Below are 21,938 nucleotides of genomic sequence, written 5' to 3' on the forward strand. Positions count from 1 at the left end.
CACATTGACATTAATTTCGTAGTGAAATCGGCGCGCTCCTATATAACTAGTGGAACCAAAACACGCGCAAGATTCTTTCGAAAGGACTGTCATGGCATATCGCATCGTAATCCTTGGGGCCTCCTACGGCTCTCTTCTTGGCACCAAGCTTTTGATGGCCGGGCAGGATGTGACGCTTGTCTGCCGCCAGTCCACGGCTGATCTCATCAACTCCGAGGGCACCGATGTGCGCATCAAGCTGCGTGACGAGGCAGAGCATCGTTCGCTCCGCTCGCATGATATGCCTGGTACGCTCAACGCTCTGGCGCCCGAGGATGTCAATCCCGCCGATTATGACATGGTGGCGCTTGCCATGTCCGAGCCGCAGTATTGTGCCCAGAATATCGTCGACCTCTTGGGTCGCATTGCTGCTGCGGGCACGCCGTGCCTCTCGATCATGAACATGCCGCCGTTGCCCTATCTGCGCCGGGTGCCGGGGCTGGACACGTCGAAGCTTGAAGCGGCCTATACGTGCCCGAGTGCGTGGGCCGCGTTCAAGCCTGGCACAGTCACGCTCTGCAGCCCTGATCCGCAAGCATATCGCGTGGCCGAGGATGGCGCCAATACGCTGCATGTCGGCCTGCCCACCAATTTCAAGGCGGCCATTTTCGAGGATGAGGCCCATAACCGCATCCTGCGTGATCTGGAGGCGGCGATTGATGCGGTGACGGTCGATGGCAAGGACGTGCCGGTCAAGCTGCGCGTGTTCGACTCGATCTATGTTCCCTTTGCCAAATGGAGCATGCTGCTTACCGGCAATTACCGCTGTGTCCTGCCCGAGGGCGCGCGCCCGATCAAAGAGGCGGTGCATGGCGATGTGGCGCTGTCGGAAAAGATCTACAGCACCGTTGACGAGGTTGTGCGCCGATTGGGTGCAGAGGCCGACGATGCCGTGCCGTTCGCCAAATATGCCAGTGCCGCCAATGGCTTGCTCAAGCCGTCCTCGGCTGCGCGGGCAATTGAAGGCGGGGCCGATCGGATTGAGCGGGTTGATATGCTGGTGAAACTTATCGCCGACCAGCAGGGCATCGAGTCGAGTGAATTCTCCGGCATCGTCGATACGGTGAATGCACGGCTCAAGGCCAATCGTCGCAACGCCGCTTGAGGTGGGACATAAGCGCTCGCGGCTCAGGCCGCGAGACCCTTGCTGCCCATGCGCAGGAATTTTTCGCGCCGGTCCTTGATAAGGGCGGCGCGATCTTTTTCGGCTAACTCACTGAGCATCGCCTCGATTGTTCTACCCACCGCGGCAATGGCGCTTACCGGATCACGGTGCGCGCCGCCCAAGGGTTCATCAATCACGCGGTCCGCAACACCAAGCCGGGTCAGATCCTGAGCGGTGAGGCGCAGCGCTTCGGCGGCCTCACGCATCTTTTCGGAATCCTTCCATAGGATCGATGCGCAACCTTCGGGCGAAATCACCGAATAAACAGAGTGTTCCAGCATCGCCACGCGGTTGGCAGAGGCAAAGGCCACGGCCCCACCCGAGCCACCTTCGCCGATGATGACCGAGACCAACGGCACGCCGATGGCAAGACAGGTTTCGGTCGCGCGGGCAATCGCCTCGCTCTGGCCGCGTTCCTCTGCCCCCTTGCCGGGATAGGCACCGGGCGTGTCTACCAGCGTCACAACCGGCAGGCCAAAGCGGTCGGCCATCTGCATCAGGCGTACGGCCTTGCGATAGCCCTCGGGGCGGGCCATGCCGAAATTGCGGGCGATCCGGCTCTTGGTATCGTTACCCTTTTCATGGCCGATCACCATCACGGGGCGCCCGTTGATCCGGGCAAGACCGCCCATTATGGCGTGATCCTCGCCAAAGGCGCGGTCGCCGGCGAGAGGGGTGTAATCGGAGAACAGTGCCTCGATATAGTCGCGGCAATGCGGGCGGTCTGGGTGACGCGCGACCTGGCATTTACGCCATGGAGTCAAAGACTTGTAGAGATCGCGTAGCATCTCGGCGGCCTTGGCATCCAGGGCGGCGGCCTCTGCCTCGACGTTCATCTCGGCGTTTCCGCGGGCAATGGCGCGCAGTTCCTCGGCCTTGCCTTCAATCTCGGCCAGAGGCTTTTCAAAGTCGAGGTAGTTGGTCATTGCGCTCAGGTCTCCACGGTTGCCGTGGCGTTATATGGCTGCAAGAGCGACGATTTGCAATCACAACCGGGTCAGGAGGGCCAGAGTACGGGGATCAATGTTGCGATGAGCAGGGTGGCCATGAGCCAGTTGAAAATGCGCAGGCGGGTTTGGTTCTTGAGGAGGCGGCGGAGTTGTTGGCCAAGCAGGGTCCAGCTTGTGGTGCTGATGCTTGAGACCACAACATATACGCCTGCGACCCAAAGGACCGAGGCCAGATCGCGACCTGTTGCATAAAGGGTGATAGCCGAAAGCGCCATGCTCCACGCTTTGGGATTGACCCATTGGAACGCCGCAGATTGCAAGAAAGTCAATGGCTTACCGGACGCTTCCGCATCGCGGGGAGGGGCGGCGTTGGCGATTTTCCACGCGAGATAGACGAGGTAGGCGACGGAACCGATCTTGAGCAGGGTGTAGCTGAGCGGCCATAGGTCGAAAACCTGCATCACGCCAAGGCCGACGCAGGCCACCATTAGTGGAAACCCCAATCCGATCCCCAACATATGGGGAATCGACCGTGTAAACCCGAAATTTGTCCCCGACGCCATGAGCATGAGGTTGTTTGGCCCCGGAGTCATGACCGTGACGAAGGCGAAAGTGGCGAGGGCGGTGAGCAAATCGAGTGTCATGCCGCAACCTTATGCGAGAAAATCTGCCATGAAATTGCGTTCTGTTGCGATTTATAGGAATCAATGCAATAAAATTGATCCATGGACAAGATCGGTGAGCGTATATTGCAAGAGTTAACCCGCGATGGCCGGATCAGCAATCTGGAGCTTGCGGAGAAGGTGGGGCTGTCGCCGTCTGCCTGTCTGCGGCGGGTGCAGGATCTGGAGCGCCGGGGTATCATAGCGGGCTATCGCGCGGTGCTGGATCGCGGCGCGCTTGGTATCGGGTTTCTGGCCTATGTCACGGTCGGGCTCAACAGCCACACCAAGGCCAGTCAGGTGGCCTTTGAGCAGGCGATGAGCCGCGCGCCAGAGGTGGTGGAATGCCACAACATCACCGGAGCGGTGGAATATATCCTGCGGGTCGAAGTGGCCGATCTGGCGGCCTACAAACGGTTTCACACCGATGTTCTGGGCACGCTGCCGCAGGTCAATGCGATCACGTCCTATGTGGTGATGGGGTCGCCCAAGGATGGGCGCGGATGAAAACAGCCCCATAAAATGAAAGGGGGCCGTTGGTTCGGCCCCTCGATCATTCCTGCCATCGTAACTGGAAATCCCCGTAAAGTCAGGGGGTTGGAAGGTTTAGCACCTGACCGACGCGCAAGCGATCCGTGGGCTGCATCGTGTCGGCATTGGCGGCGAGGATGTCAGCCTGCCGCGCGAAATCGCTGTAAAAGCGATAGGCGATAGAGGCGAGGCTGTCGCCGGTGGCCACGGTATAGGTGGTGGGCACGCGAGGGCGAGCGGGTTGCGACAGGGCGCTGAGAAGAAGGGCGGTATCAACCCGGCCTTCGGCGGTTACGAGACCTTGGGGCACCTCGACCTTGCCCTTCTTGGCGGCGTCATTCACGAGCGCGTCGATGTAGCCTTCGGACTGCCCCTGTTGCAGCGCCCCAAGCACCATGGATTCAAGTGCAGTGCCAACCGGCATGGCTGTCTGCGGTTGAGGAGCGGTAGGGGTTGGGGCTGCGGGAAGGGCTGGCAACGTGGCAACATCCGTATTGTTTACCAACGGTTCAGTCGCGTGCGCAGGCGCGGTGAGCGTCGAGAGGTCCGGAGCAACGCGAGTGACATCGGTGTCGATCACGGGGGGCAAGTCGGCCACGGGACGCGATTTTCCGGGCTGAAGCAGGATCAACGCAAGGGTTACAGCGACAAATCCCGCCGCGATCAGTGTTGCACGCAACATAAGAAAACCTCATAATAATCAACGCTTTGGGAATATGCGGCCGGGGTCGTCGTACAGGCAACCGCTGTTGCTGCATCGCCAGTGTCACGGTTTGGCACGGCTCTATCCCCCTCGACGATTATGCAGTCCGGCGGGCAGGTGAGCCGGATTTTATTGCCTATATTTAGTCTGAATTTCAAGATTTCGTCAATATGGAGTGATTCGGAAATGGTCCTAAAACTCCGGAAAAGTCCGAAAAACCGCTGATTTCTCTCACGGTGTGGTTCACAGAGGGCGACCTTACAATCTGTAAGGTCCTTACGTGGATTTTGTAAGCTTTTTGCGTGTGTCTGTGCTGTGCCCCGGTCCGCCGGACTACCTAGCCGTTCTCGCGCAGGATTCCCCCTGCAAGGTAGAGGGAGCCACAGATGAGAATCCGCGCCTCGGGGCAGGTTGCGACGATGTCGGTGATAGCGGCAAGGGCGCTCTCGGCGGTGGTGGCGGGCAGGCCCGCCGCGCGCGCGGCCTCTGCCGTTACATCGGCGGGCAGGGTGTTGGCCTCGCCGGGGATCGACAGCGCGGTGAGTGCCGTGGCATGGGCGGCCAGCGGCGTGAGATAGCCCGCGATGTCCTTGGTGTTGAGCATGCCGCAGACGAGATAGGTCGGGCGCGCGGGCAGGGTGGCCAGATGCCGGGCGAGCGCCTCGCCTGCCGCGGGGTTGTGGCCGCCATCCAGCCAGACCTCGGCCCCGGGGGCCGCATCAAGGAGCGGGCCGGTTTGCAGGCGTTGCATCCGCGCGGGCCAGAAGGCGTGGGTGACGGCGGCCTCATAGGCGGCCTCGCCCATCTGGAGGTGGCGCAGCGCGGTGAGGGCGGCGCCTGCGTTCTCGATCTGATGCGCGCCGGGCAGGTTGGGCAGGGGCAGGTCGAGAAGGCCAGTTTCGTCCTGATAGATCAGGCGGCCGCGTTCTCGGGTTGCGTGCCAGTGCTGGCCATGCGCCAGCAGGGGCGCGCCGTGGCGGGCGGCGACGGATTCGATCACGGCCAAGGCCTCGTCGGGTTGCGGGCCGACGACGCAGGGCACGCGGCGTTTGATGATCCCGGCCTTTTCGCCCGCGATCTTGGCCAGCGTGTCGCCCAGATATTGTTCATGGTCGATGGAAATGGGCGTGATGACCGTGAGCGCCGGTTGGTCGATCACGTTGGTTGCATCGAGCCGCCCGCCAAGACCCACCTCGAGCAGGGTGTAATCCGCAGGTGTCCGGGCCATGGCCAGAAGTGCCGCGCAGGTGGTGATCTCGAAATAGGTGATCGGGTCGCTGCCGTTGGCGGCGTAACATTCATCGAGAATGGCGGTCAGGTGCTCTTCTGTGATCAACTCGCCTGCAAGGCGGATGCGTTCGTGAAAGCGCGCAAGGTGGGGCGAGGTATAGGCGTGGACGGACTTGCCCGCCGCTTCGAGCCCGGCGCGGATCATCGCCTGCGTGCTGCCCTTGCCATTGGTGCCCGCGATATGGATCACCGGGGGCAGGTCGTTTTGCGGATTGCCCAAGGCATCGAGCAAGCGCCAGACGCGATCGAGCGTGAGGTCGATGATCTTGGGGTGCAGCGCCATCATCCGGGCAAGGATGGCGTCGGATGTGGGGGCGGTCATTTTTGGGTGGCGTCCTGCTGCGGTTGTGCCTCGGGTCCGGGGGCGGGCAGGTCGCCCTTGATCGCGGGGGGCAAGCCCATCAACATGCGGGTGATGGTGATCAGTTCGTCGCGCAATTGGGTGCGGGGCGTCACGCGGTCAAGCATGCCGTGATCCAGCAGGTATTCGGCGCGCTGAAAGCCCTCGGGCAGTTTTTCGCGGATGGTCTGTTCGATGACGCGCGGCCCGGCAAAGCAGATGAGCGCGCCCGGTTCGGCAATCTGGACATCGCCCAACATGGCATAGGATGCCGTGACACCGCCGGTGGTAGGGTGGGTCAGCACGACGATATAGGGCAGGTTCGCCTCTTTCAGCATCTGCACTGCGACGGTGGTGCGGGGCATCTGCATGAGGCTCAGGATGCCCTCTTGCATCCGCGCGCCGCCTGCGGCGGAGAAGAGGATAAGGGGGCGTTTGAGCTTTACCGCGGCCTCGGCGGCGGCGATGATGGCGTTGCCCACATACATGCCCATGGAGCCGGCCATGAAGCTGAAGTCCTGGGCGGCGGCCACGATGGGTGTGCGACCCATCTCGCCGGTGGCGACCAGCATCGCCTCTTTCTCGCCGGTGGCCTTTTGGGCAGCGCGCAGGCGGTCGGGGTATTTCTTTTGGTCGCGGAAATGCAGGGGATCTGGGGTGGGCGCGGGGACCTCCACCTCGGAGAAGATGCCGCCGTCAAAGAGCGCTGTAAAGCGCGCGCGCGGGGTGATGCCCATGTGATGGCCGCAGTTGGTGCAGACGTTGAGATTGTCCGAGAGTTCGCGGTGGAACAGCATGGTTCCGCACTCGTCGCATTTGGTCCAGAGGTTTTCGGGGATTTCGCGGCGCGAGAAGATCGAGTTGATCCGGGGGCGCACGTAATTGGTGATCCAGTTCATTGGGTCCGGTCTCTCTGGTAACGTTGCGCCCTCACATAAGCGGGGCGCGGGTGAAATGCAATCAGCGGCGCAAGCTGAGGCGAATGGCGAGCCAGCCGCAGATGAGGATCAGCAGGTCGAGCGGCATCATGGCCCAGAGAGCGTCGGCATTGTCCACGGTGAAGGGATAGGCATAGAGCGCCAGCCCGTCGAATTGCCCGCGCGGGGCGGCGATCATGATGGCGCTGAAATTGTTGATGAAATGCAGTGCCGTGGCGGGGCCAAGGGTGCCGGAACGGGCGGTGAGGTCTGCGGCGGCCAGACCGAAGGCCGCAGCCCAGGCGACCACGACCCAGGCGTTTGCGCCAAAGCTGATGGGATCGTAGTGCAGCATGGCAAAGCTGACGGAGGGCAGCACCATCCATACAAGGGGCGATGCAAAACGCGCGGCAAGCTGGCTTTGCAAATAGCCGCGAAACACCAGTTCTTCGGCAAAGACCTGAAGAAAGAGGCCCGTCAGGGCGAGCGGCAGAAGCATCAGCCATTGCGAGGCGGGCAGGTTGGCAACCGGTTCCAGCCCTTCGGGCATGGGCAGAAAGAGCAGAGCACCGTAAAGCAGCAGCATCACCCCCATCGCGCGGGTGAACTGGCGCAAGGCTAGGGCATGGGGGCCGATGATGCTAGATAGGCCGCGCCGGTGGACGATGCGCAGGGTGAGGCCCAAGGCCACGATCAGCAGACCGAACACGAAGAGGTTGATCAGCACGCCCTGCGGGTTCGAGGCGCTTTCGATTCCCGGCGAGATTTGCGCCCAAGCCTCGGGTCCGAAGAGCAGCGGCAGAAGGGCGGCATAGCCATAGCTGAGCGCCACAAAGACCGGCACGCCAAGGGCGATGCCCGCCACAAGCCGCCCCGGATGGGCCGTGGCACGGGCAGGACCAACGAGGATTTCATGGGCGTCATATCTCATGCGCGCAAGCTATAGGCAGGGCAGAGGGGTTGCAATCGGCTTGCCCCCGCCGCGCCGCTGGCCTAGACCGATTTCCAGCTAATTCCGGGAGGCCTCTCATGACCAAGTTCGACAAAGCCAAACTGCCCAGCCGTCACGTGACCGAAGGGCCCGAGCGCGCGCCGCATCGGTCCTATTACTATGCCATGGGCATGACCGAGACAGAGATCCATCAACCGCTCGTGGGTGTGGCGACCTGCTGGAACGAGGCGGCCCCCTGCAATATCTCGCTCAACCGTCAGGCGCAGGCCGTCAAGGGCGGCGTGAAAGAGGCGCATGGCAGCCCACGCGAGTTCACCACGATCACGGTGACGGACGGGATCGCCATGGGGCATGAGGGTATGCGCTCGAGCCTCGCGAGCCGTGAGGCGATTGCCGACACGGTGGAGTTGACCATGCGCGGGCATTGCTATGATGCGCTGGTGGGTCTGGCGGGCTGCGACAAATCCCTGCCGGGGATGATGATGGCGATGGTGCGCTTGAACGTGCCGTCGGTGTTCATCTATGGCGGGTCGATCCTGCCGGGCAAGGCGCCGCAGGTCGAGGAAATCCCGGCGGACTTCCGCAGTCGCGATCTGACTGTGCAGGATATGTTCGAGGCGGTGGGGCGGCATCAGAATGCCGAGATGTCCGATAAGGCGCTGGATATGCTGGAGCGGGTGGCCTGCCCGTCGGCGGGGGCCTGCGGTGGGCAGTTTACCGCCAACACCATGGCCTGTGTGTCCGAGGCGATTGGTCTGGCGTTGATGAATTCCTCAGGCATGCCCGCGCCTTATGAGAGCCGCGATCAATATGCCGAGGCCTCTGGCCGGGCGGTGATGCAGCTCTTGGAAAAGAACATCCGGGCGCGCGATGTGGTGACGCTCAAGAGTTTGCAGAATGCGGCGCGGGTCGTGGCCTGCACCGGGGGCAGCACCAATGCGGGTCTGCACCTGCCTGCGATTGCGCATGAGGCGGGGATTGATTTCTTTCTCGAGGATGTCTGCGACATCTTCCGCGACACGCCCTATTTCGTCGATCTGAAACCGGGTGGGGCCTATGTGGCCAAGGACCTCTATGATGCTGGCGGCATTCCGGTGGTCATGAAGGAATTGCGCAAGGCGGGGCTGATCCATGAGGATTGCATCACCGCCAGCGGGCGCAGCATCGGCGAGGAGCTGGACCTGATCGAGCGCGAGGCCGATGGTAAGGTGATCTATCCGATTGAAACGCCGATCACCAAGACGGGGGGCGTTGTCGGCCTCAAGGGCAATCTGGCCCCGACCGGCGCGATCGTGAAAGTGGCGGGCATCGCGCCCGAGCATCAGGTCTTTACCGGCCCGGCGCGGGTGTTCGAATGCGAAGAGGATGCGTTCGAGGCGGTCAAGGCGCGCGCCTACAAGGAGGGCGAGGTGATCGTCATCCGCAATGAGGGCCCGGCGGGCGGCCCCGGCATGCGCGAGATGCTGTCGACCACGGCGGCGCTGAGCGGTCAGGGCATGGGCAAGAAGGTGGCGTTGATCACCGACGGGCGTTTCTCTGGGGCGACACGCGGGTTCTGTGTGGGCCATGTCGGGCCGGAGGCGGCGCATGGCGGGCCTATTGCCTTGATTGCCACGGGCGACATGATCACGATCGACGCGATCAAGGGTGTATTGTCGGTCGACTTGAGTGACGAGGAATTGGCCAAGCGCAAGGACGCGTGGAAAGGGCCGCGTGAGACCATCTACACGAGCGGCGCGCTGTGGAAATATGCGCAGTTGGTGGGCGAGACCTACAAGGGCGCTGTCACCCATCCCGGCGCGGCGTTCGAGCGGCATGTTTATATGGACCTCTGAGCGGGGCGGGGTCCGGGCGATAGCGCGCCGGACCCTGCTTGGGCTGGGGATGATGGCCCTTGCGGGCTGTCTTGCCGCGCCTGCGGGCAAGCCTCAGGCGATGACGGCGGTCGCGTTTTACGAGGGTGCGGTGGTGGTGACGGGCCCGCGTGGCTATTGCGTGGATGCGGCCAGCGTGCGGCGTGGAGTGTCGGGCAGTTTCGCGCTGATTGCCAGTTGTCTAAGTCTGGGGCAGATGGGCGGCGTCTATGCCGATCCGGCGGTGATGACTGTTTCGGTTCTGCCGCGCGTGGCGTCGGCGCAAGCACCGGATGCTCAGGCCATGGCCCGGGCGCTGGCCCCGGCAGAGGTGCGGGTGGCGCAGGAAAAGGACGGTCTGGCCGTGGTGCAGGTGATGCAGGGCGGCGATGCCGCGCTTCCGGGGGGCGATCCGGTACATTGGCGTGCTGGACTGGTGATCAACGGGCATCTGGTGGGACTGGCGGTTTACGGCCCCGAGGGGCAGGGTGTGTCGGGGGCCGAGGGGCAGGCGTTGGTGCAAGCCCTGGCGCGGGCGATGCGGGCGGCAAGCCCATCCTCCTGATCTTTGGGATGGATTGTTTCCTCTTTTGAATTAATGCTATGCAAGGATTTGGGACGTAGCAGTGCGGCACGGCCGCGCGTGCGAAGATTGGCAAGGGTGCGCTCTGCATGAAATTACTGGACGTGTTGACGCATCGCCACAGCCTGCGCAAATGGCGTCAGACTGCGCGCAATGCCCCGATGATGGGCTTGGCGGAGTTGCGGCGCGCGCGGGCGCGGGCGCGCAAGCTGATGTATTCGCTCAACGAGGTGATCTCGATTTCCGATAACCGGCTGGCGTTGCCGATGATCGGGTCGAATTCGTTTTCCCGGCCGCATGGCACCGATTGGGCCTGGCGGCCTGAATTGTGGCGCGAGCCCTTGCCGGTGCCCGGCATGGCCTCGGTCCGGTCCAAGTCTATGCTGGGGCGCGAGGTGACACTGTTTCACGATTGCGCCCGTTCGGAGCTGTGTTTGCGCCAGTTGCGCAACAGCCGCGAGGCGGATCTGGCGCCTTATGGGTTGCGGATGGATGTGTTTGCCTTTGACGGATCGTTTCTGTCGGTGGTGCTGGATTTTCCGCAGCAGGCGGTGAACGGGCTGACCAAGCGGCATCTGTTGCGGATGGATACGATTGTGGAATTGGAAAAGCCGCTGGAAATCTTTGCCCGGCTCAACATCAAGCACGGGCCGAATACCGAACAGATCGTGCGGGAATTGCCGCTGAATGCCGAAGAAATCATGGTCGAATTCGATCTGGCCTATTCCAACCTGAACGAAAAGCGGGTGGAGCGGGCGTGGATCGACCTGATCTTCGAGAATCCGCAGATGAGCCAGCTTGTGTTGCGGGATGTGACGTTTAGCCGTCGCCCGCGCGCGGCGCTATAGGGGGGTGCGGTGATGAGCGAGTGGACATTGACCAAGACGCGGCTCTTTGAAGGGGTCTGGGAGGGTGTGCTGACACGGGCGGGCGAGGCAGAGGCTGCGCCCGAGATCGAGGTCACGCATCAGCAAGAGCCGGTGGCGGGGGTCGTGGTGACGGCGAAGCCGGAGGAAAACCTCTGGGTGGTGCGGGTGCCGGTGCCCTTGGAAAAGATCGCGGACGGGGTACAGACCTTTGTGATCCGGGATCGGCGGAGCGGCGAGGTTCTGGACAGTTTCGCGCTCTTGGCGGGGGATGTGCTGAGCTATGACATTCGCGCCGAAATGGCGCTCTTGCGCGAGGAATTGGACCTGCTCAAGCGGGCATTCCGGCGGCATTGTCTGGATACGCTGTAGGGTCGTTGCATCTGATCGGGGTCACAGCGTCCCGGCCCCCGAGCCGGGGCCTCTATGCTGCTTGGGTGTGGTCCCGGGTCAAGCCCGGGACGGGTGTGGTTTCTATGGGGTGCCGCACGTTCTAGAGGCGGTCGAGATCACCCTTGCGCGGGAACATCTGTTGCACGACGCCTGCAAAGAGCAGGTAGACGCTGGTGATCACCAGCCCCCAATGCGCCCAGCTTTGCGGATCGAAATGCACCCAGGCCGCCCAGCCGGCAAAGAAGGTCCACGCCAGGGCCATGGGCAGGGTCAGCCAGCGCCAGCGTTCGGTGCGGACGGGATGCACGAATTTGAGCGGCAGGAACATGGCCACCGCGAGCACCACCACCAATCCGAGGATGATCCAGAAATTCGGAGCGAGCGCGAAGAGCACCAGCACCAGCATGTTCCAGCATCCGGGAAAGCCGGAAAAGGAATTGTCCTTGGTTTTCATCCGTGTGTCGGCGAAATACATCGCACTTGCAAAGGTGATCACGATGATGGCGAGCCAGCCTGTCCAGCCCGGCAAGAGATCGGATTTAAAGAGCGCAAAGGCCGGGATGAACACATAGGTGAGATAGTCGATGATCAGATCGAGCAGCACGCCGTCAAATTCGGGGGCATATTGCTGCACATCGTATTTGCGCGCGAGCGGCCCGTCGATGCCGTCCACCGCAAAGGCCACCACCAGCCAGAGGAACATCAGTTCCCATTTGTGATCGACTGCCGCGAGCATCGCAAGCATCGCGAAGACGGCACCGGTGGCAGTAAAAAGGTGAACAAGGAGCGCGCGCATCTGTAGGGTCATTCGGGTTTAATGACGCAGAGATGACGGATTTGCAAACAAAAGCCCGGCCCCTGAGAGGAGCCGGGCGAATTTTCTGGCGAGCTGCTCAGTTTGCGAGCCGCACCTCTTCCAGTGGATAGGCCAGCATATCCTGTGCCTCCCATGCGACGTGGCAGTCATGGCAGAAGCTTTGCTTGAATTTCATCGGCTTGCCGTTGGGCTGAATGCCGCCATAGACCCAATCGGCGGTCTCGGGCGCGCTGCCCGGTTCGCCCTTGGTCATGATGAAGAGCGGGCCGGGCACAGCGGCCTTTTTCTTGGCGCTGATGGTGATGCTTTCCTTGGCCAGCACGGATCCTACGGGCATGTTCACGCCCTCGGTCGCGTATTTCAGGTATTGCTCGGCGGCGATGTCATTGGCGAAGGTATAAAGCAGGCGGTTGCCATGGGCACCGGCCACGGCGGGGCGGGTCGAGGACACGGTCCAGTCACGATAGGCGCTGGCGACGGCATCGCCTTCTTTTGCGTAGCCTGCGACCATCTCGTCCTTGATGCAGGCGTAGATTTCCTCAATCGCGGCGGCCTCGAGCGCGAAGGGGTCATCCACCGCGACGGCACATTCGGCGGCATGGGCGGTTTGCGCAAAGCTGAGGCTGGCCATCAGGGTCGCGGCGGCGAAAAGCTGGCGGTTCATTCTGAATTTTCTCCCTTTAAATGATGAGACACGGCGGTCATCCACGCGGACATTTGCATGAATCCACTGTAATTGAACTTAACTATTGCGTGAGGCGTTGAAGGGATCGCGGGCTGTGATGGGCCGGGGCTGTGCGATTGCTGCAATGCGGCAACACTCTGCGGCAGCTGTCCGGTGATGGGCGATTTCCGACCGGATTCGCGCTATGATACCTTCAGGGAGGGGACCTGTTCGATCCGGGAAAGGGAACCCAAATGGCCGAGACCGACCTGACGACCCGCTTCATGCCTGCCAATTGGCGGCACGATCTGGACCTTTTTCTGGCCGAGCGTGCCGCCGGGATGAATGGCTATCTCTTGGCGCGTCCTAGGCTGGCGAGCGTGGCGCATCTCGAGAGCCTGTCTGAGTCTGAATTGGCGGCGATGGGGCTGACGCGCGCCGATATTCCCAGCTTTGTATTTGAGGACCTTTTACCGGAGTGAGTGCTGAACGCGGGCATTGATCCAGCTTGACAGTCTCGGCGGCAGCGGCCAACTCTGCGCCTCATGTTCGATATGCGACCCGTGGGATATCTCGTTGGCCTGATGGTCATGGCCATGGGCCTGACCATGGCGCTGCCGCTCTTGGTGGATATCGCCGAGGGGCGCGAACATTGGCCGGTTTTTGCCGAGAGCATGATCGTGACCTGCATTGCGGGCGGATTGGTGGCCCTGTCGTGCAAGAATTCGATGGGGCAACCTCTGACCATCCAGCAGGCGTTTTTGCTGACCACGCTGGTCTGGGTGGCGCTGCCGCTGTTTGGCGCGCTGCCCTTCATGCTGGGCGAAACCGATCTGGATTTCATCGACGCTTTTTTCGAGGCGATGTCGGGTGTGACCACCACAGGGGCGACGGTGATTGCCGGGCTGGATACCTTGCCCAAGGGCCTCTTGCTGTGGCGGGGCATCCTGCAATGGCTGGGCGGTCTGGGGATCGTGATCGTGGCGCTGGTGTTCCTGCCCGAGATGCGGGTGGGGGGGATGCAATTCTTTCGCGCCGAGGGGTTCGACACCTTTGGCAAGGCGCTGCCGCGCACCATCGACATCTCGAAGGGGGTGCTCAACGTCTATCTGGGGCTGACCGCGATTTGCACGCTTACCTTTCTTGCTCTTGGCATGGGCGCGTTTGATGCGACGGTGCATGCGCTGACCACGGTCTCGACGGGGGGGTTTTCCAGCATGGACAGTTCCTTTGCGGCCTTTCCTGGCGGGCCGCAATATGCCTGCGTGGTTTTCATGATCCTGGCCAGTCTTCCCTTTGTGCGGATGATGCAGGGGGTGCAGGGTAATATCCTGCCGCTCTATCGCGACACGCAGGTGCGCACCTACCTGCGGTGGATTTTTTATTCCGTCGCCTTGGTGGTTGGCTATGATTTCATAATGAACGGCCAGTTATCGGAAGAAAGCGTGCGCTTGCGGCTGTTCAACATCGTGTCGATCTTTTCCGGCACCGGATTCGGCGATGGCGATGTGACGGCCTGGGGGACATTTCCCTTTGTGGTGCTGATCGTGGTGGGGGCGATTGGCGGCTGCACCGGGTCGACGGGCTGTTCGATCAAGATTTTCCGCTACCAGCTGATGTTGCGCGCCATGGGGCAGCAGGCGCGGCGCATTTTCAACCCGTCCAGCGTGATGATCCTGCGCCATGAGGGGCGGCGGGTCGAGGATGAGGTGCTGCAATCGGTGATGCTGCTCTTTACCGTCTATATCCTGTCGCTGGGGTTTTTCTCGGTCGCGCTGGAGTTGACCGGGCTCACGCTGATGGAATCGGTGACGGGGGCCTGGACCGCGATTTTCAACGTCGGCCCGGCCTTTGGTCCCAGTGTCGGGCCGACCGGATCGCTGCTGGAGTTTCCCGATGCGGCCAAGGCGTTGATGATCCTTGCCATGCTGATGGGGCGGTTGGAAATTCTGGCCGTGATCGTGCTTATCCTGCCGTCGTTCTGGCGTCCGTGACACCCTGACCTGAAAAGGAGCCTGACATGGCCAAGACATCCGACGAGTTCCGCGTGCAGGCCCCTTTGGGCGCGCAGATCAGCCATATGCTGAAATCGCGCGGGGTCGAGGTGATCTTTGGTATTCCGGGCGTGCATAACCAAGAGATGTATCGCGGCATCGAAGAGGCGGGCATCACCCATGTTCTGGCGCGGCATGAGCAGGGGGCCGGGTTCATGGCCGATGGTTACGCGCGGGCCACGGGGAGGCCCGGGGTGGCCTATGTGATCACCGGGCCGGGGCTGTGCAATATCCTGACGCCGCTGGGGCAGGCGTGGTCGGACAGTGTGCCGGTGCTGGTGCTGTCATCCTGTCTGGATGAGGCAGCGGCGCAGCAGGGGCAGCTGCACCAGATGCGCGACCAGCGGGCGGCGGCGGCATGTGTCACGGAATGGAGCGCCGAGGCGCGCGACGCCGCCAGTGCCTATCGGTTGATAGACCGCGCGCTTGTCGAGTTTGCCACGCGGCGCGGGCGTCCCCGGCATATCCAGGTGCCGATTGCGGCGTTGGAGGGGATGGCCGAGGCGGCGCCTGTGGCGGTGCCCATGGTGGATAAGCCGGAGATTGCGATTGAGGTGGCGGCGGAGGTGGCCGAGGCGCTATGTGCGGCGCGCAAGCCGCTGATCATTCTGGGCGGCGGAGCCGTGAAGAGCGCCGATGCGTGGCGCGAGATTGCGACGAGGCTGGGGGCGGCGACCTTTACCACCTATGCCGGGCGCGGGATCATGGGGGCGGCGGCCCCGCTCGATTTCGGGGCCTATCTGGCGCGACCGGACAGCGCGTCGGTGATTGCCGAGGCCGATCTGGTGCTGGTCGTGGGCAGCGAGTTGTCGCAGAACGATCTGTGGCGGGCAGAGTTGGGGCATCGTGCGCCGCTCATCCGGGTGGATATGGACCCGGATGTTCTGGGCGGTGCGGTGGCTGGGGATCGCCGGATCCTGGCGGATGCCGGGGCGCTGGCGCGGGGGATTCTGGCGCAGGATATTGGCTCTCGGGGCGGCTGGCGACCCGAGGAGATTACGGCTGCGCGGGCACGTTGGCGGGCCGAGAGCGATGCCGAGCGGCCGGGGATCGCCGGCATTTGCGATGCCCTGCGCGCAGCCTTGCCCGAGGATACGATGATCTATTCCGACATGACGCAATTCGCCTATGTCGCCAAGGAGGCCTGGCCCATGGCGCGGCCCGGTCATTGGCACCATCCCACCGGCTTTGGTACGCTGGGTTATGCGCTGCCTGCGGCGATTGGCGGGGCGATGGCGCGGCGGGGCAAGCCCACGGTCGCCATCGCGGGCGATTACGGGTTTCAGTATACGGTGCAGGAGCTGGGCACGGCAGTCGAGCAGGGTCTGGCCCTGCCGATTCTGGTCTGGGACAATACCAAGCTGAAAGAGATCGAGGATAGCATGGTGCGTGCGCAGATCGCGCCCAATGCGGTCAAGGCGCATAACCCCGATTTCGGCGCCCTGGCGCGGGCTTACGGCGCCAATGCCGAGGCCCCGCAGAGTTTGGCGGCGCTGCAAGCGGCGGTGCAGGCGGCGCTGCGCGCGGACCGCCCGACGCTGATTCATATGACGCCGGTTTTGTCGGGGCAGGCCTAGTAGACATCCCCGCGCCCGGTGACGGAAATATAGGCCGGACAACCGGGCCGGGCGGTGTTGATGATGAGATACCAGACCGTTTCACCGGGCCGTCCGGTGCGCGAATATTCGCAGCCCGAGGGGTGGGTCCACCATTGGCCCTGATGGCTGGCAGGGGGCATGACGCTGCTTTTGCCGACCTTGATCTGGCTGGCACGGCCGATCTTTTTCGAGACATCGGCCTGTGCTGCACCGGTGAGGCCAAGGGTGAGCGCGGTGATGAGCGTGAGGATGGGTTTCATGGTCGGGACTCCGGTTCAAATGTTGCGTTCCGGCGGTCATTCCAGCGCCCGGCAGGGGCGCGTTGGCGTCAGGACCGTGGCAAAAGCACGGCTCTTCGCGAGGATTATTCTCGAATTTTACCAAAGGCTTGAGGGGCGTTCCGCTTCGCGTGCCACGTTTGGCGCGCGGGCGCGGTCCGTTGCGCGGTGTCTGTGCGACACGCGCTTGCGTGCGCTTGGCGGCTGTGGTTGTAGGATTGAGGAGCGATGCAGGATCTGGGGTGCGTATGAAGACGGTTCTGTTTCACGTTGGCATGCCGAAATGCGCCACCACGACGATCCAGGATTTTCTGACAATGCAGGGGACCTGGCTGGAAGAGCGTGGGTTTTCCTACAAGAAGCACCCGGATGATCCCACCGAGAGGCAGGGAAACGCTGCGCAGTTGGCCGACTATGCGATGACCGGCACCCCTGCGCAGCTGCTCGACCATCTCGACTTTTTCCTGAACTGTGACGGCAATGTCGTTCTGAGCAGTGAAATGCTGTTCGTTCTGGGGCGCGGAAACGGCTTCGAGACGATCCAGCAAGAGGTGCTGCGCCGGGGCTTTGATCTGCGGGTGATCGTTTATCTCAAGCGGCAGGATTTGTGGATCGAGAGCGATTACAAACAGCATGTGAAGGACGGCAACCTCTGGCAGGGGGATTTTGCCCAACTGCTTGCGATGCGGCAGTCGAAGCGCACGCTTGACTATAATTTCACCCTGACGAATTGGTCCAATCAGGTTGGGCATGCGCGAATGAGTGCAGTGGCGTTAAACCTGTCGCAGGATGAGGGCTATGCCATCGACAGTTTTTTGTCGCTGCTTGGTTTGCCCCGTCCAGAGGCGGAGATCGCCGCGCCTCGACAGAATGTCAGCCCGTCGGCAAGTGCAACCGAGGCGGCGCGCCAGATCAAGCTGCAACTGATCGGCGCAGGAATGGCCCCTGATGATATTCGAAATTTGATCCAGCGGTTTCTGGAGTCCGTGCGCGATGTCAGCCTTGATGTGCCCGGCGATGGCTTTCTCAGCCCGGTGGCGCGGCGCGCGCTCTTGTCCGAGTTGGCCGCCTCGAATGCCGAGCTTTCGCGCAGCTTTCTGGGGGGAAAGCCCGCCTTTGACGATCTGCCGCAGGACGATATGGCGGATTGGGTGCCCCCGACGGAGCGGGTGCCCGCTATTCTGGCGGGGGTGATTGCGAAATCGTTGAGGCAAGAGCGCCAAGATGACAGGTCGCCCGTTCAGAGCGATGCCCCGCTGACTGCATCCGGACAGCCTGAGGGGGCAGTGTCGTTGTTGGCGCGGATGAAGAGCCTGCTCCACCGCTGATATGGTCTGCCCCTTGGTGTGGCAGGGGCGCGTATCATGCGCTGTCCCTCTATCGCTTTGATCTCGACGTGTTATAGACTCTGGGCCATTGGGGGATGTGGCTGACATGGCGCGTCCCGTTCAGACCACAGGCGCGGTGATGCCCGTAGTAACCTTTCATATCGGCATGCCGAAATGTGCGACCACGACGATCCAGAGTTTTCTGGAGGCGCGGGCCGACTGGCTGGCGGCCCAAGGGCAGATATACGAGCGTCATCCAGAGGACCGCACGCGCAATCAGGGCAATGCGGCGCAGCTGGCCGCCATCTGCATGGCGCAGGATGCCGCGCGGATGGAGGCGCATCTGGGCTATTTCCTGCGCACGGGGCGCGATGTGGTGTTGAGCAGCGAGGTCCTGTTTGACCTGTGGCGCGACGAGAAGTTCATGCCGTTGCGCGATGCGGTGGAGCGCATGGGCTATGAGCCACGGGTGGTCGTCTATCTCAAGCGGCAGGATCTGTGGATCGAGAGCGATTTCAAGCAGCATGTGAAGGGCCGCAGCGATTGGGTTGGCAGTTTTGAGGATCTGCTGGAGCGGCGGTGGTCGCGGGGGACGCTGGATTATCACCGGCTCTTGTCGGCATGGGCGGCGCAGGTGGGGCGCGCGGCGATGCGCATTGTGCCGCTCAACCCCTCGCAGCCGCAGGATTTTGCCGTGAGCCGTTTGCTGGAAGTGATTGGCGTGGCCCTGCCAGATGGGCCGCTCGGCATCGCGCAACAGAATGTGAGCCCGCCCGCGGCGATGATCGAGGCGGCGCGGCACATCAAGGCGGCGCTGATGGCGCAGGGGATGCGGGCCCCGGATGTTGCGCCGCTCTTGGCGCGGTTCATGGCGCGGGGGCCAGAGTGGGCGCAAACCCGCGCCGCACAAGAGATCCTGAGCCCCGAGGCGCGGCGCGATTTGCTGGCGCGCTGTGCGGCCTCCAATGCGGCGCTGGCGCGGGATTTTCTTGGGGGGCAGGCACTGTTTGACGCGCCGGAAGACCCGGACGAGGCATGGGTGCCGCTGGCGGAGCGGGCAGAGGCGATCCTGTCGACGCATGTGGCGCAAGAGATGCGGGGCGCCCTGCCCGAGACCAAACCCGATGGCGCGCGGGTCCGGCGCTGGCTGGGCGCGCGTTGGCGCAAGACGTAGGGTAATCTTTTGCCGGGGGTGCGCAAATTGGGCTGGTCTCGGGGCAGTGGCGCGATTAGGTAGATGGGCGATAGCGACGCAACGGAGTGAGCCCAGACATGGCTAAAATCACCTATATCGAGCATAACGGCACCCGGCACGAGGTCGAGGTGGCCAATGGCCTGACCGTGATGGAAGGCGCGCGCGACAACAATATCCCCGGCATCGAGGCCGATTGCGGCGGGGCCTGCGCCTGTTCCACCTGTCACGTCTATGTCGATCCGACCTGGGTGGAGAAACTGCCCGCCAAGGATGACATGGAAGAGGACATGCTTGATTTCGCCTATCAGCCGGACCCGGCGCGCTCGCGCCTGACCTGCCAGCTCAAGGTGACGGATGCGCTGGATGGTCTGGTCGTGCAGATGCCGGAAAAACAGATCTGAGATGCGCGGCGCGGCAGCGGTCATCGGGGCGCTGCTGATTGCCGGACCGGTTCTGGCCGAACCTTGGGTCGCGAGCGGCGGTGGCAACATCGCCGCTGCGCGCTTTGAGGCCCCCGACGACAGCTATCCGCACCGGATCATGGGGCAGATCCAAGAGCGTCGTGTCCTGGCGGTGCGCGATGCCTCTGGAGTGGAAATCCGGCATGACTTGCGGCAAGGGCCGGAACCAAGCCATGTGTTCGAGGATATGGCCCCGCGTCTGGTGGATGCGGATGGCGATGGTCAGACCGATGTCGTGGTGGTGGAATCGAGCCCCACGCAAGGTGCGCAGCTGGCGATTTACACTCTGCGGCGCGGGCAGTTGGTGAAATCCGCGGCCACCCCGCATATCGGCACAAGGTTTCGCTGGCTGGCACCCGCCGCGATTGCCGATCTGAATGGCGACGGGATTACCGATATTGCCTATGTCGAGACGCCGCATCTGGGCAAGACCCTGCGCGTCTGGAGTTGGGCACCGGGGGGATTGACGCAAATTGCCAGTCTCACGGGCGTCACCAATCACCGGATCGGGGATGAGGTGATCTGGGGCGGGGTGCGCGACTGTGGTCAAGGTCCCGAAATCATCGTCGCGGATGGAGGATTTCGCGAAGTTGTAGCGGTGGCGTTTGACGGCGCTGACCTGACGGCGCGGCCCTTGGGGATCACGGCCAGCCCTGCGGGGTTCGCACAGGCGCTGGCCTGCGGTTGACAGGGGGCGCAGCTGTTGCGCGCTTGCAGCACACAACCATAATTTGAAAGCCGCAAGGGGAAGCCATTCGATAGGTAGATTGATTGCATTTTTGTCCCGACCTACGCTTCGTGCAAGGCAAGGTTTGTGAGGAGCGACGGTATGCTTGGTTTGCTGTTGGCGGCGATGGGCGTTTTGGGGGCATCCCTTGTCCTAAGTGATCAAAATGACGATGATAACGTGTCCAATGAGGGGCCGCCCGACGAGGATGACGTCGGAGAGGAGTTGCCGCCCATAACACTCCCCGAAGAGCCGGACGAAGAGCCGGTCGTAGATGGCCCGCGCCAATTCGGCACCGTCTCGATTTCATCCGGTCCTGACGATCAAGTGGCCACGCCTTTTGACGATGTGATCGCGATTGACAGCGGGTTCGCCCGAAATCCGTCAGGCGCAGGATTGGTGCCGGTTTTCAATTCCGTAGACGCCGGGGCGGGCAATGATCGCCTCTACGTATCCGGCGGCACGGGTATCGGGGGTGAGGGCGACGATACGATTTCACTGTTTGAAGGTGAGAGCCTCATTCAGTTTTTTGGCACCGAGTTCGAGGACTTGCCGGGAGTGCAGCCTGTTGCACTGGGGGGGGATGGCAATGATCTGATCGAGACGTTCGTTGGGGGCGATGGTGTGATCGACGCGGGTGAGGGCAATGACACCGTTGATGTCTATTCGGACAGGTCCGAAGACGGTGTTGATGTGACCTTAGGCGATGGCGATGATCTCATCCGGTATTTTTCCAGTAGGAGCCCGAGCGGCGTAATTGCCCAGCTGCATGATTTCAATCCGGCCGAAGACAGGATCGAGATCGTTCGGGATATTGCCGAGGGTTCGGTTCTTGGGGAGATGACCGGATTTGACGTGACAATTACCCCCGGCACCGGGGAAGAGCCATCCGTTCTGGCGATTACTGTCACTCATGCCGATCCCGCACTCCCTCCTGAGGTTTACCGCTATTTCGCTGACGGGCTGGATGCGACACAGGCGGACGAGATTCGGATCGGCTTTGTCGATGACTTGGGAGAGGAAAATGGGACACCAATCGAACCTCTGCGCGATGGCAGCGATCTTGTGTTCAGCCTTCGGTCCGCGGATTTGGCAACCCTTTCGGCGCAGACGTTTGACGTGTCCGGACAGGACGGAAATTCGCTCGCGGATATTACCCGTGTCGTGCTGAATATTGATGAGACTATAGAGGGCACATTCGAGGTTCACGATAGCAGACTCTTTATAAGGACAAGCGGCTCTGGGGATGGGATCAGCTCGCACTTCCGGCATGTCGTGTTTAGTCCGGCAGAGCTTGACGGGGCAACGGTGACCGAGGTGAAGCTGGCGGATGCGCCCTTTACGTTTTTGTCGATAGATGGACCCGCAGGGCCCGGAGGGAATGGTCTGCTCGATCTTCCGCAATTCCTGGCACCAAATGTCGAAGTCGTTCGGTTATTCAGAGGGGAAGTTGTTGAGGATTTGTTCAATCCCGAGAATGAGCGGAACACGGTCAATGATATAGAGATTGTGATCAACCGTGTGGCGCTTTCTTAGGCTGTGACCTCTGGAAACGTGGGATTTCGTTTCGGG

Annotated in this window: 23 protein-coding genes; 14 read left to right on the forward strand and 9 right to left on the reverse strand. The window is 62.2% G+C overall.

What is annotated here, in order from left to right:
- Window positions 1-91: 91 nt before the first annotated feature.
- Window positions 92-1,144 (forward strand): ketopantoate reductase family protein, encoded by a 1,053-nt coding sequence (locus ROSMUC_RS05550; protein WP_037270500.1) that lies wholly within the window; start codon window positions 92-94, stop codon window positions 1,142-1,144.
- A gap of 23 nt (window positions 1,145-1,167) precedes the next feature.
- Here ROSMUC_RS05550 and ROSMUC_RS05555 read toward each other — a convergent pair whose 3' ends face one another.
- Window positions 1,168-2,130 carry an acetyl-CoA carboxylase carboxyltransferase subunit alpha gene (locus ROSMUC_RS05555; RefSeq protein WP_037270502.1) on the reverse strand — a complete coding sequence of 321 codons (963 nt, stop codon included), beginning with the start codon at window positions 2,128-2,130 and terminating at the stop codon, window positions 1,168-1,170.
- A gap of 71 nt (window positions 2,131-2,201) precedes the next feature.
- Window positions 2,202-2,798, reverse strand: a complete 597-nt coding sequence (locus tag ROSMUC_RS05560) for a LysE family translocator (protein ID WP_037270504.1) — start codon at window positions 2,796-2,798, stop codon at window positions 2,202-2,204.
- A gap of 81 nt (window positions 2,799-2,879) precedes the next feature.
- Between ROSMUC_RS05560 and ROSMUC_RS05565 the strand changes: the two genes are divergently transcribed.
- Window positions 2,880-3,323, forward strand: a complete 444-nt coding sequence (locus tag ROSMUC_RS05565; protein ID WP_037270506.1) for an Lrp/AsnC family transcriptional regulator — start codon at window positions 2,880-2,882, stop codon at window positions 3,321-3,323.
- Window positions 3,324-3,405: 82 nt separating this feature from the next.
- Here ROSMUC_RS05565 and ROSMUC_RS05570 read toward each other — a convergent pair whose 3' ends face one another.
- The 4 genes from ROSMUC_RS05570 to ROSMUC_RS05585 all read right to left on the reverse strand — a co-directional run bounded on the left by ROSMUC_RS05570 (window position 3,406) and on the right by ROSMUC_RS05585 (window position 7,528).
- Window positions 3,406-4,029, reverse strand: a complete 624-nt coding sequence (locus ROSMUC_RS05570; protein WP_037270509.1) for a LysM peptidoglycan-binding domain-containing protein — start codon at window positions 4,027-4,029, stop codon at window positions 3,406-3,408.
- Between the two features lie 358 nt (window positions 4,030-4,387).
- Window positions 4,388-5,662, reverse strand: a complete 1,275-nt coding sequence (locus ROSMUC_RS05575; RefSeq protein WP_037270511.1) for a bifunctional folylpolyglutamate synthase/dihydrofolate synthase — start codon at window positions 5,660-5,662, stop codon at window positions 4,388-4,390.
- Window positions 5,659-6,579 (reverse strand): acetyl-CoA carboxylase, carboxyltransferase subunit beta, encoded by a 921-nt coding sequence (gene accD, locus ROSMUC_RS05580; RefSeq protein ID WP_037270513.1) that lies wholly within the window; start codon window positions 6,577-6,579, stop codon window positions 5,659-5,661. Before accD ends, ROSMUC_RS05575 begins: the two co-directional genes overlap by 4 nt.
- A 61-nt stretch (window positions 6,580-6,640) precedes the next feature.
- Window positions 6,641-7,528: a CPBP family intramembrane glutamic endopeptidase gene (locus ROSMUC_RS05585; protein WP_037270514.1), complete on the reverse strand. Its 888-nt coding sequence runs from the start codon at window positions 7,526-7,528 to the stop codon at window positions 6,641-6,643.
- Between the two features lie 98 nt (window positions 7,529-7,626).
- Here ROSMUC_RS05585 and ilvD point away from each other — a divergent pair, with 98 nt between their 5' ends.
- From ilvD to ROSMUC_RS05605, 4 genes are all read left to right on the forward strand, one after another.
- Window positions 7,627-9,384 carry a dihydroxy-acid dehydratase gene (gene ilvD / locus ROSMUC_RS05590; protein ID WP_037270515.1) on the forward strand — a complete coding sequence of 586 codons (1,758 nt, stop codon included), beginning with the start codon at window positions 7,627-7,629 and terminating at the stop codon, window positions 9,382-9,384.
- Complete coding sequence (locus tag ROSMUC_RS05595; RefSeq protein WP_245875122.1) at window positions 9,365-9,967, forward strand: hypothetical protein; 603 nt, start codon at window positions 9,365-9,367, stop codon at window positions 9,965-9,967. Before ilvD ends, ROSMUC_RS05595 begins: the two co-directional genes overlap by 20 nt.
- A 107-nt stretch (window positions 9,968-10,074) precedes the next feature.
- Window positions 10,075-10,833, forward strand: a complete 759-nt coding sequence (locus ROSMUC_RS05600) for a DUF6478 family protein (RefSeq protein WP_008280485.1) — start codon at window positions 10,075-10,077, stop codon at window positions 10,831-10,833.
- A gap of 12 nt (window positions 10,834-10,845) precedes the next feature.
- On the forward strand, window positions 10,846-11,223 hold the full coding sequence (locus tag ROSMUC_RS05605) for a hypothetical protein (protein WP_037270995.1): 378 nt from the start codon (window positions 10,846-10,848) through the stop codon (window positions 11,221-11,223).
- Window positions 11,224-11,344: 121 nt separating this feature from the next.
- Here the strand turns inward: ROSMUC_RS05605 and ROSMUC_RS05610 are convergent, their stop codons facing one another.
- Window positions 11,345-12,052 carry a CDP-alcohol phosphatidyltransferase family protein gene (locus tag ROSMUC_RS05610; protein ID WP_037270517.1) on the reverse strand — a complete coding sequence of 236 codons (708 nt, stop codon included), beginning with the start codon at window positions 12,050-12,052 and terminating at the stop codon, window positions 11,345-11,347.
- Window positions 12,053-12,137: 85 nt separating this feature from the next.
- Window positions 12,138-12,725 (reverse strand): cytochrome P460 family protein, encoded by a 588-nt coding sequence (locus ROSMUC_RS05615; RefSeq protein WP_037270518.1) that lies wholly within the window; start codon window positions 12,723-12,725, stop codon window positions 12,138-12,140.
- A gap of 254 nt (window positions 12,726-12,979) precedes the next feature.
- Here ROSMUC_RS05615 and ROSMUC_RS05620 point away from each other — a divergent pair, with 254 nt between their 5' ends.
- The 3 genes from ROSMUC_RS05620 (at window position 12,980) to ROSMUC_RS05630 (ending at window position 16,356) form a co-directional block, all read left to right on the forward strand.
- Window positions 12,980-13,207 (forward strand): hypothetical protein, encoded by a 228-nt coding sequence (locus ROSMUC_RS05620; RefSeq protein ID WP_037270520.1) that lies wholly within the window; start codon window positions 12,980-12,982, stop codon window positions 13,205-13,207.
- Between the two features lie 63 nt (window positions 13,208-13,270).
- Window positions 13,271-14,719, forward strand: coding sequence for a TrkH family potassium uptake protein (locus ROSMUC_RS05625; RefSeq protein ID WP_037270522.1), 1,449 nt, complete (start codon window positions 13,271-13,273; stop codon window positions 14,717-14,719).
- Window positions 14,720-14,745: 26 nt separating this feature from the next.
- The gene (locus tag ROSMUC_RS05630; protein ID WP_037270524.1) at window positions 14,746-16,356 is read left to right on the forward strand and encodes a thiamine pyrophosphate-binding protein; all 1,611 of its coding nucleotides are present in this window, start codon (window positions 14,746-14,748) and stop codon (window positions 16,354-16,356) included.
- Here the strand turns inward: ROSMUC_RS05630 and ROSMUC_RS05635 are convergent.
- Window positions 16,353-16,637 carry a hypothetical protein gene (locus ROSMUC_RS05635; RefSeq protein ID WP_037270526.1) on the reverse strand — a complete coding sequence of 95 codons (285 nt, stop codon included), beginning with the start codon at window positions 16,635-16,637 and terminating at the stop codon, window positions 16,353-16,355. The two genes, ROSMUC_RS05630 and ROSMUC_RS05635, sit on opposite strands and share 4 nt — an antisense overlap.
- 266 nt (window positions 16,638-16,903) lie before the next feature.
- Between ROSMUC_RS05635 and ROSMUC_RS05640 the strand changes: the two genes are divergently transcribed.
- The 5 genes from ROSMUC_RS05640 to ROSMUC_RS05660 all read left to right on the forward strand — a co-directional run bounded on the left by ROSMUC_RS05640 (window position 16,904) and on the right by ROSMUC_RS05660 (window position 21,902).
- A complete protein-coding gene (locus ROSMUC_RS05640) occupies window positions 16,904-17,983 on the forward strand; it encodes a hypothetical protein (protein WP_052115260.1) in 1,080 nt (359 codons plus the stop codon).
- Window positions 17,984-18,089: 106 nt separating this feature from the next.
- Window positions 18,090-19,157 carry a hypothetical protein gene (locus ROSMUC_RS05645; protein ID WP_245875123.1) on the forward strand — a complete coding sequence of 356 codons (1,068 nt, stop codon included), beginning with the start codon at window positions 18,090-18,092 and terminating at the stop codon, window positions 19,155-19,157.
- A 98-nt stretch (window positions 19,158-19,255) separates the two neighbouring features.
- A complete protein-coding gene (locus ROSMUC_RS05650) occupies window positions 19,256-19,579 on the forward strand; it encodes a 2Fe-2S iron-sulfur cluster-binding protein (protein ID WP_037270528.1) in 324 nt (107 codons plus the stop codon).
- Between the two features lies 1 nt (window position 19,580).
- A complete protein-coding gene (locus ROSMUC_RS05655) occupies window positions 19,581-20,327 on the forward strand; it encodes an FG-GAP repeat domain-containing protein (protein ID WP_037270530.1) in 747 nt (248 codons plus the stop codon).
- A gap of 141 nt (window positions 20,328-20,468) precedes the next feature.
- The gene (locus ROSMUC_RS05660; RefSeq protein WP_037270533.1) at window positions 20,469-21,902 is read left to right on the forward strand and encodes a hypothetical protein; all 1,434 of its coding nucleotides are present in this window, start codon (window positions 20,469-20,471) and stop codon (window positions 21,900-21,902) included.
- Window positions 21,903-21,938 lie beyond the last annotated feature (36 nt).

This window comes from Roseovarius mucosus DSM 17069 (assembly GCF_000768555.3).
GTDB lineage: Bacteria > Pseudomonadota > Alphaproteobacteria > Rhodobacterales > Rhodobacteraceae > Roseovarius > Roseovarius mucosus.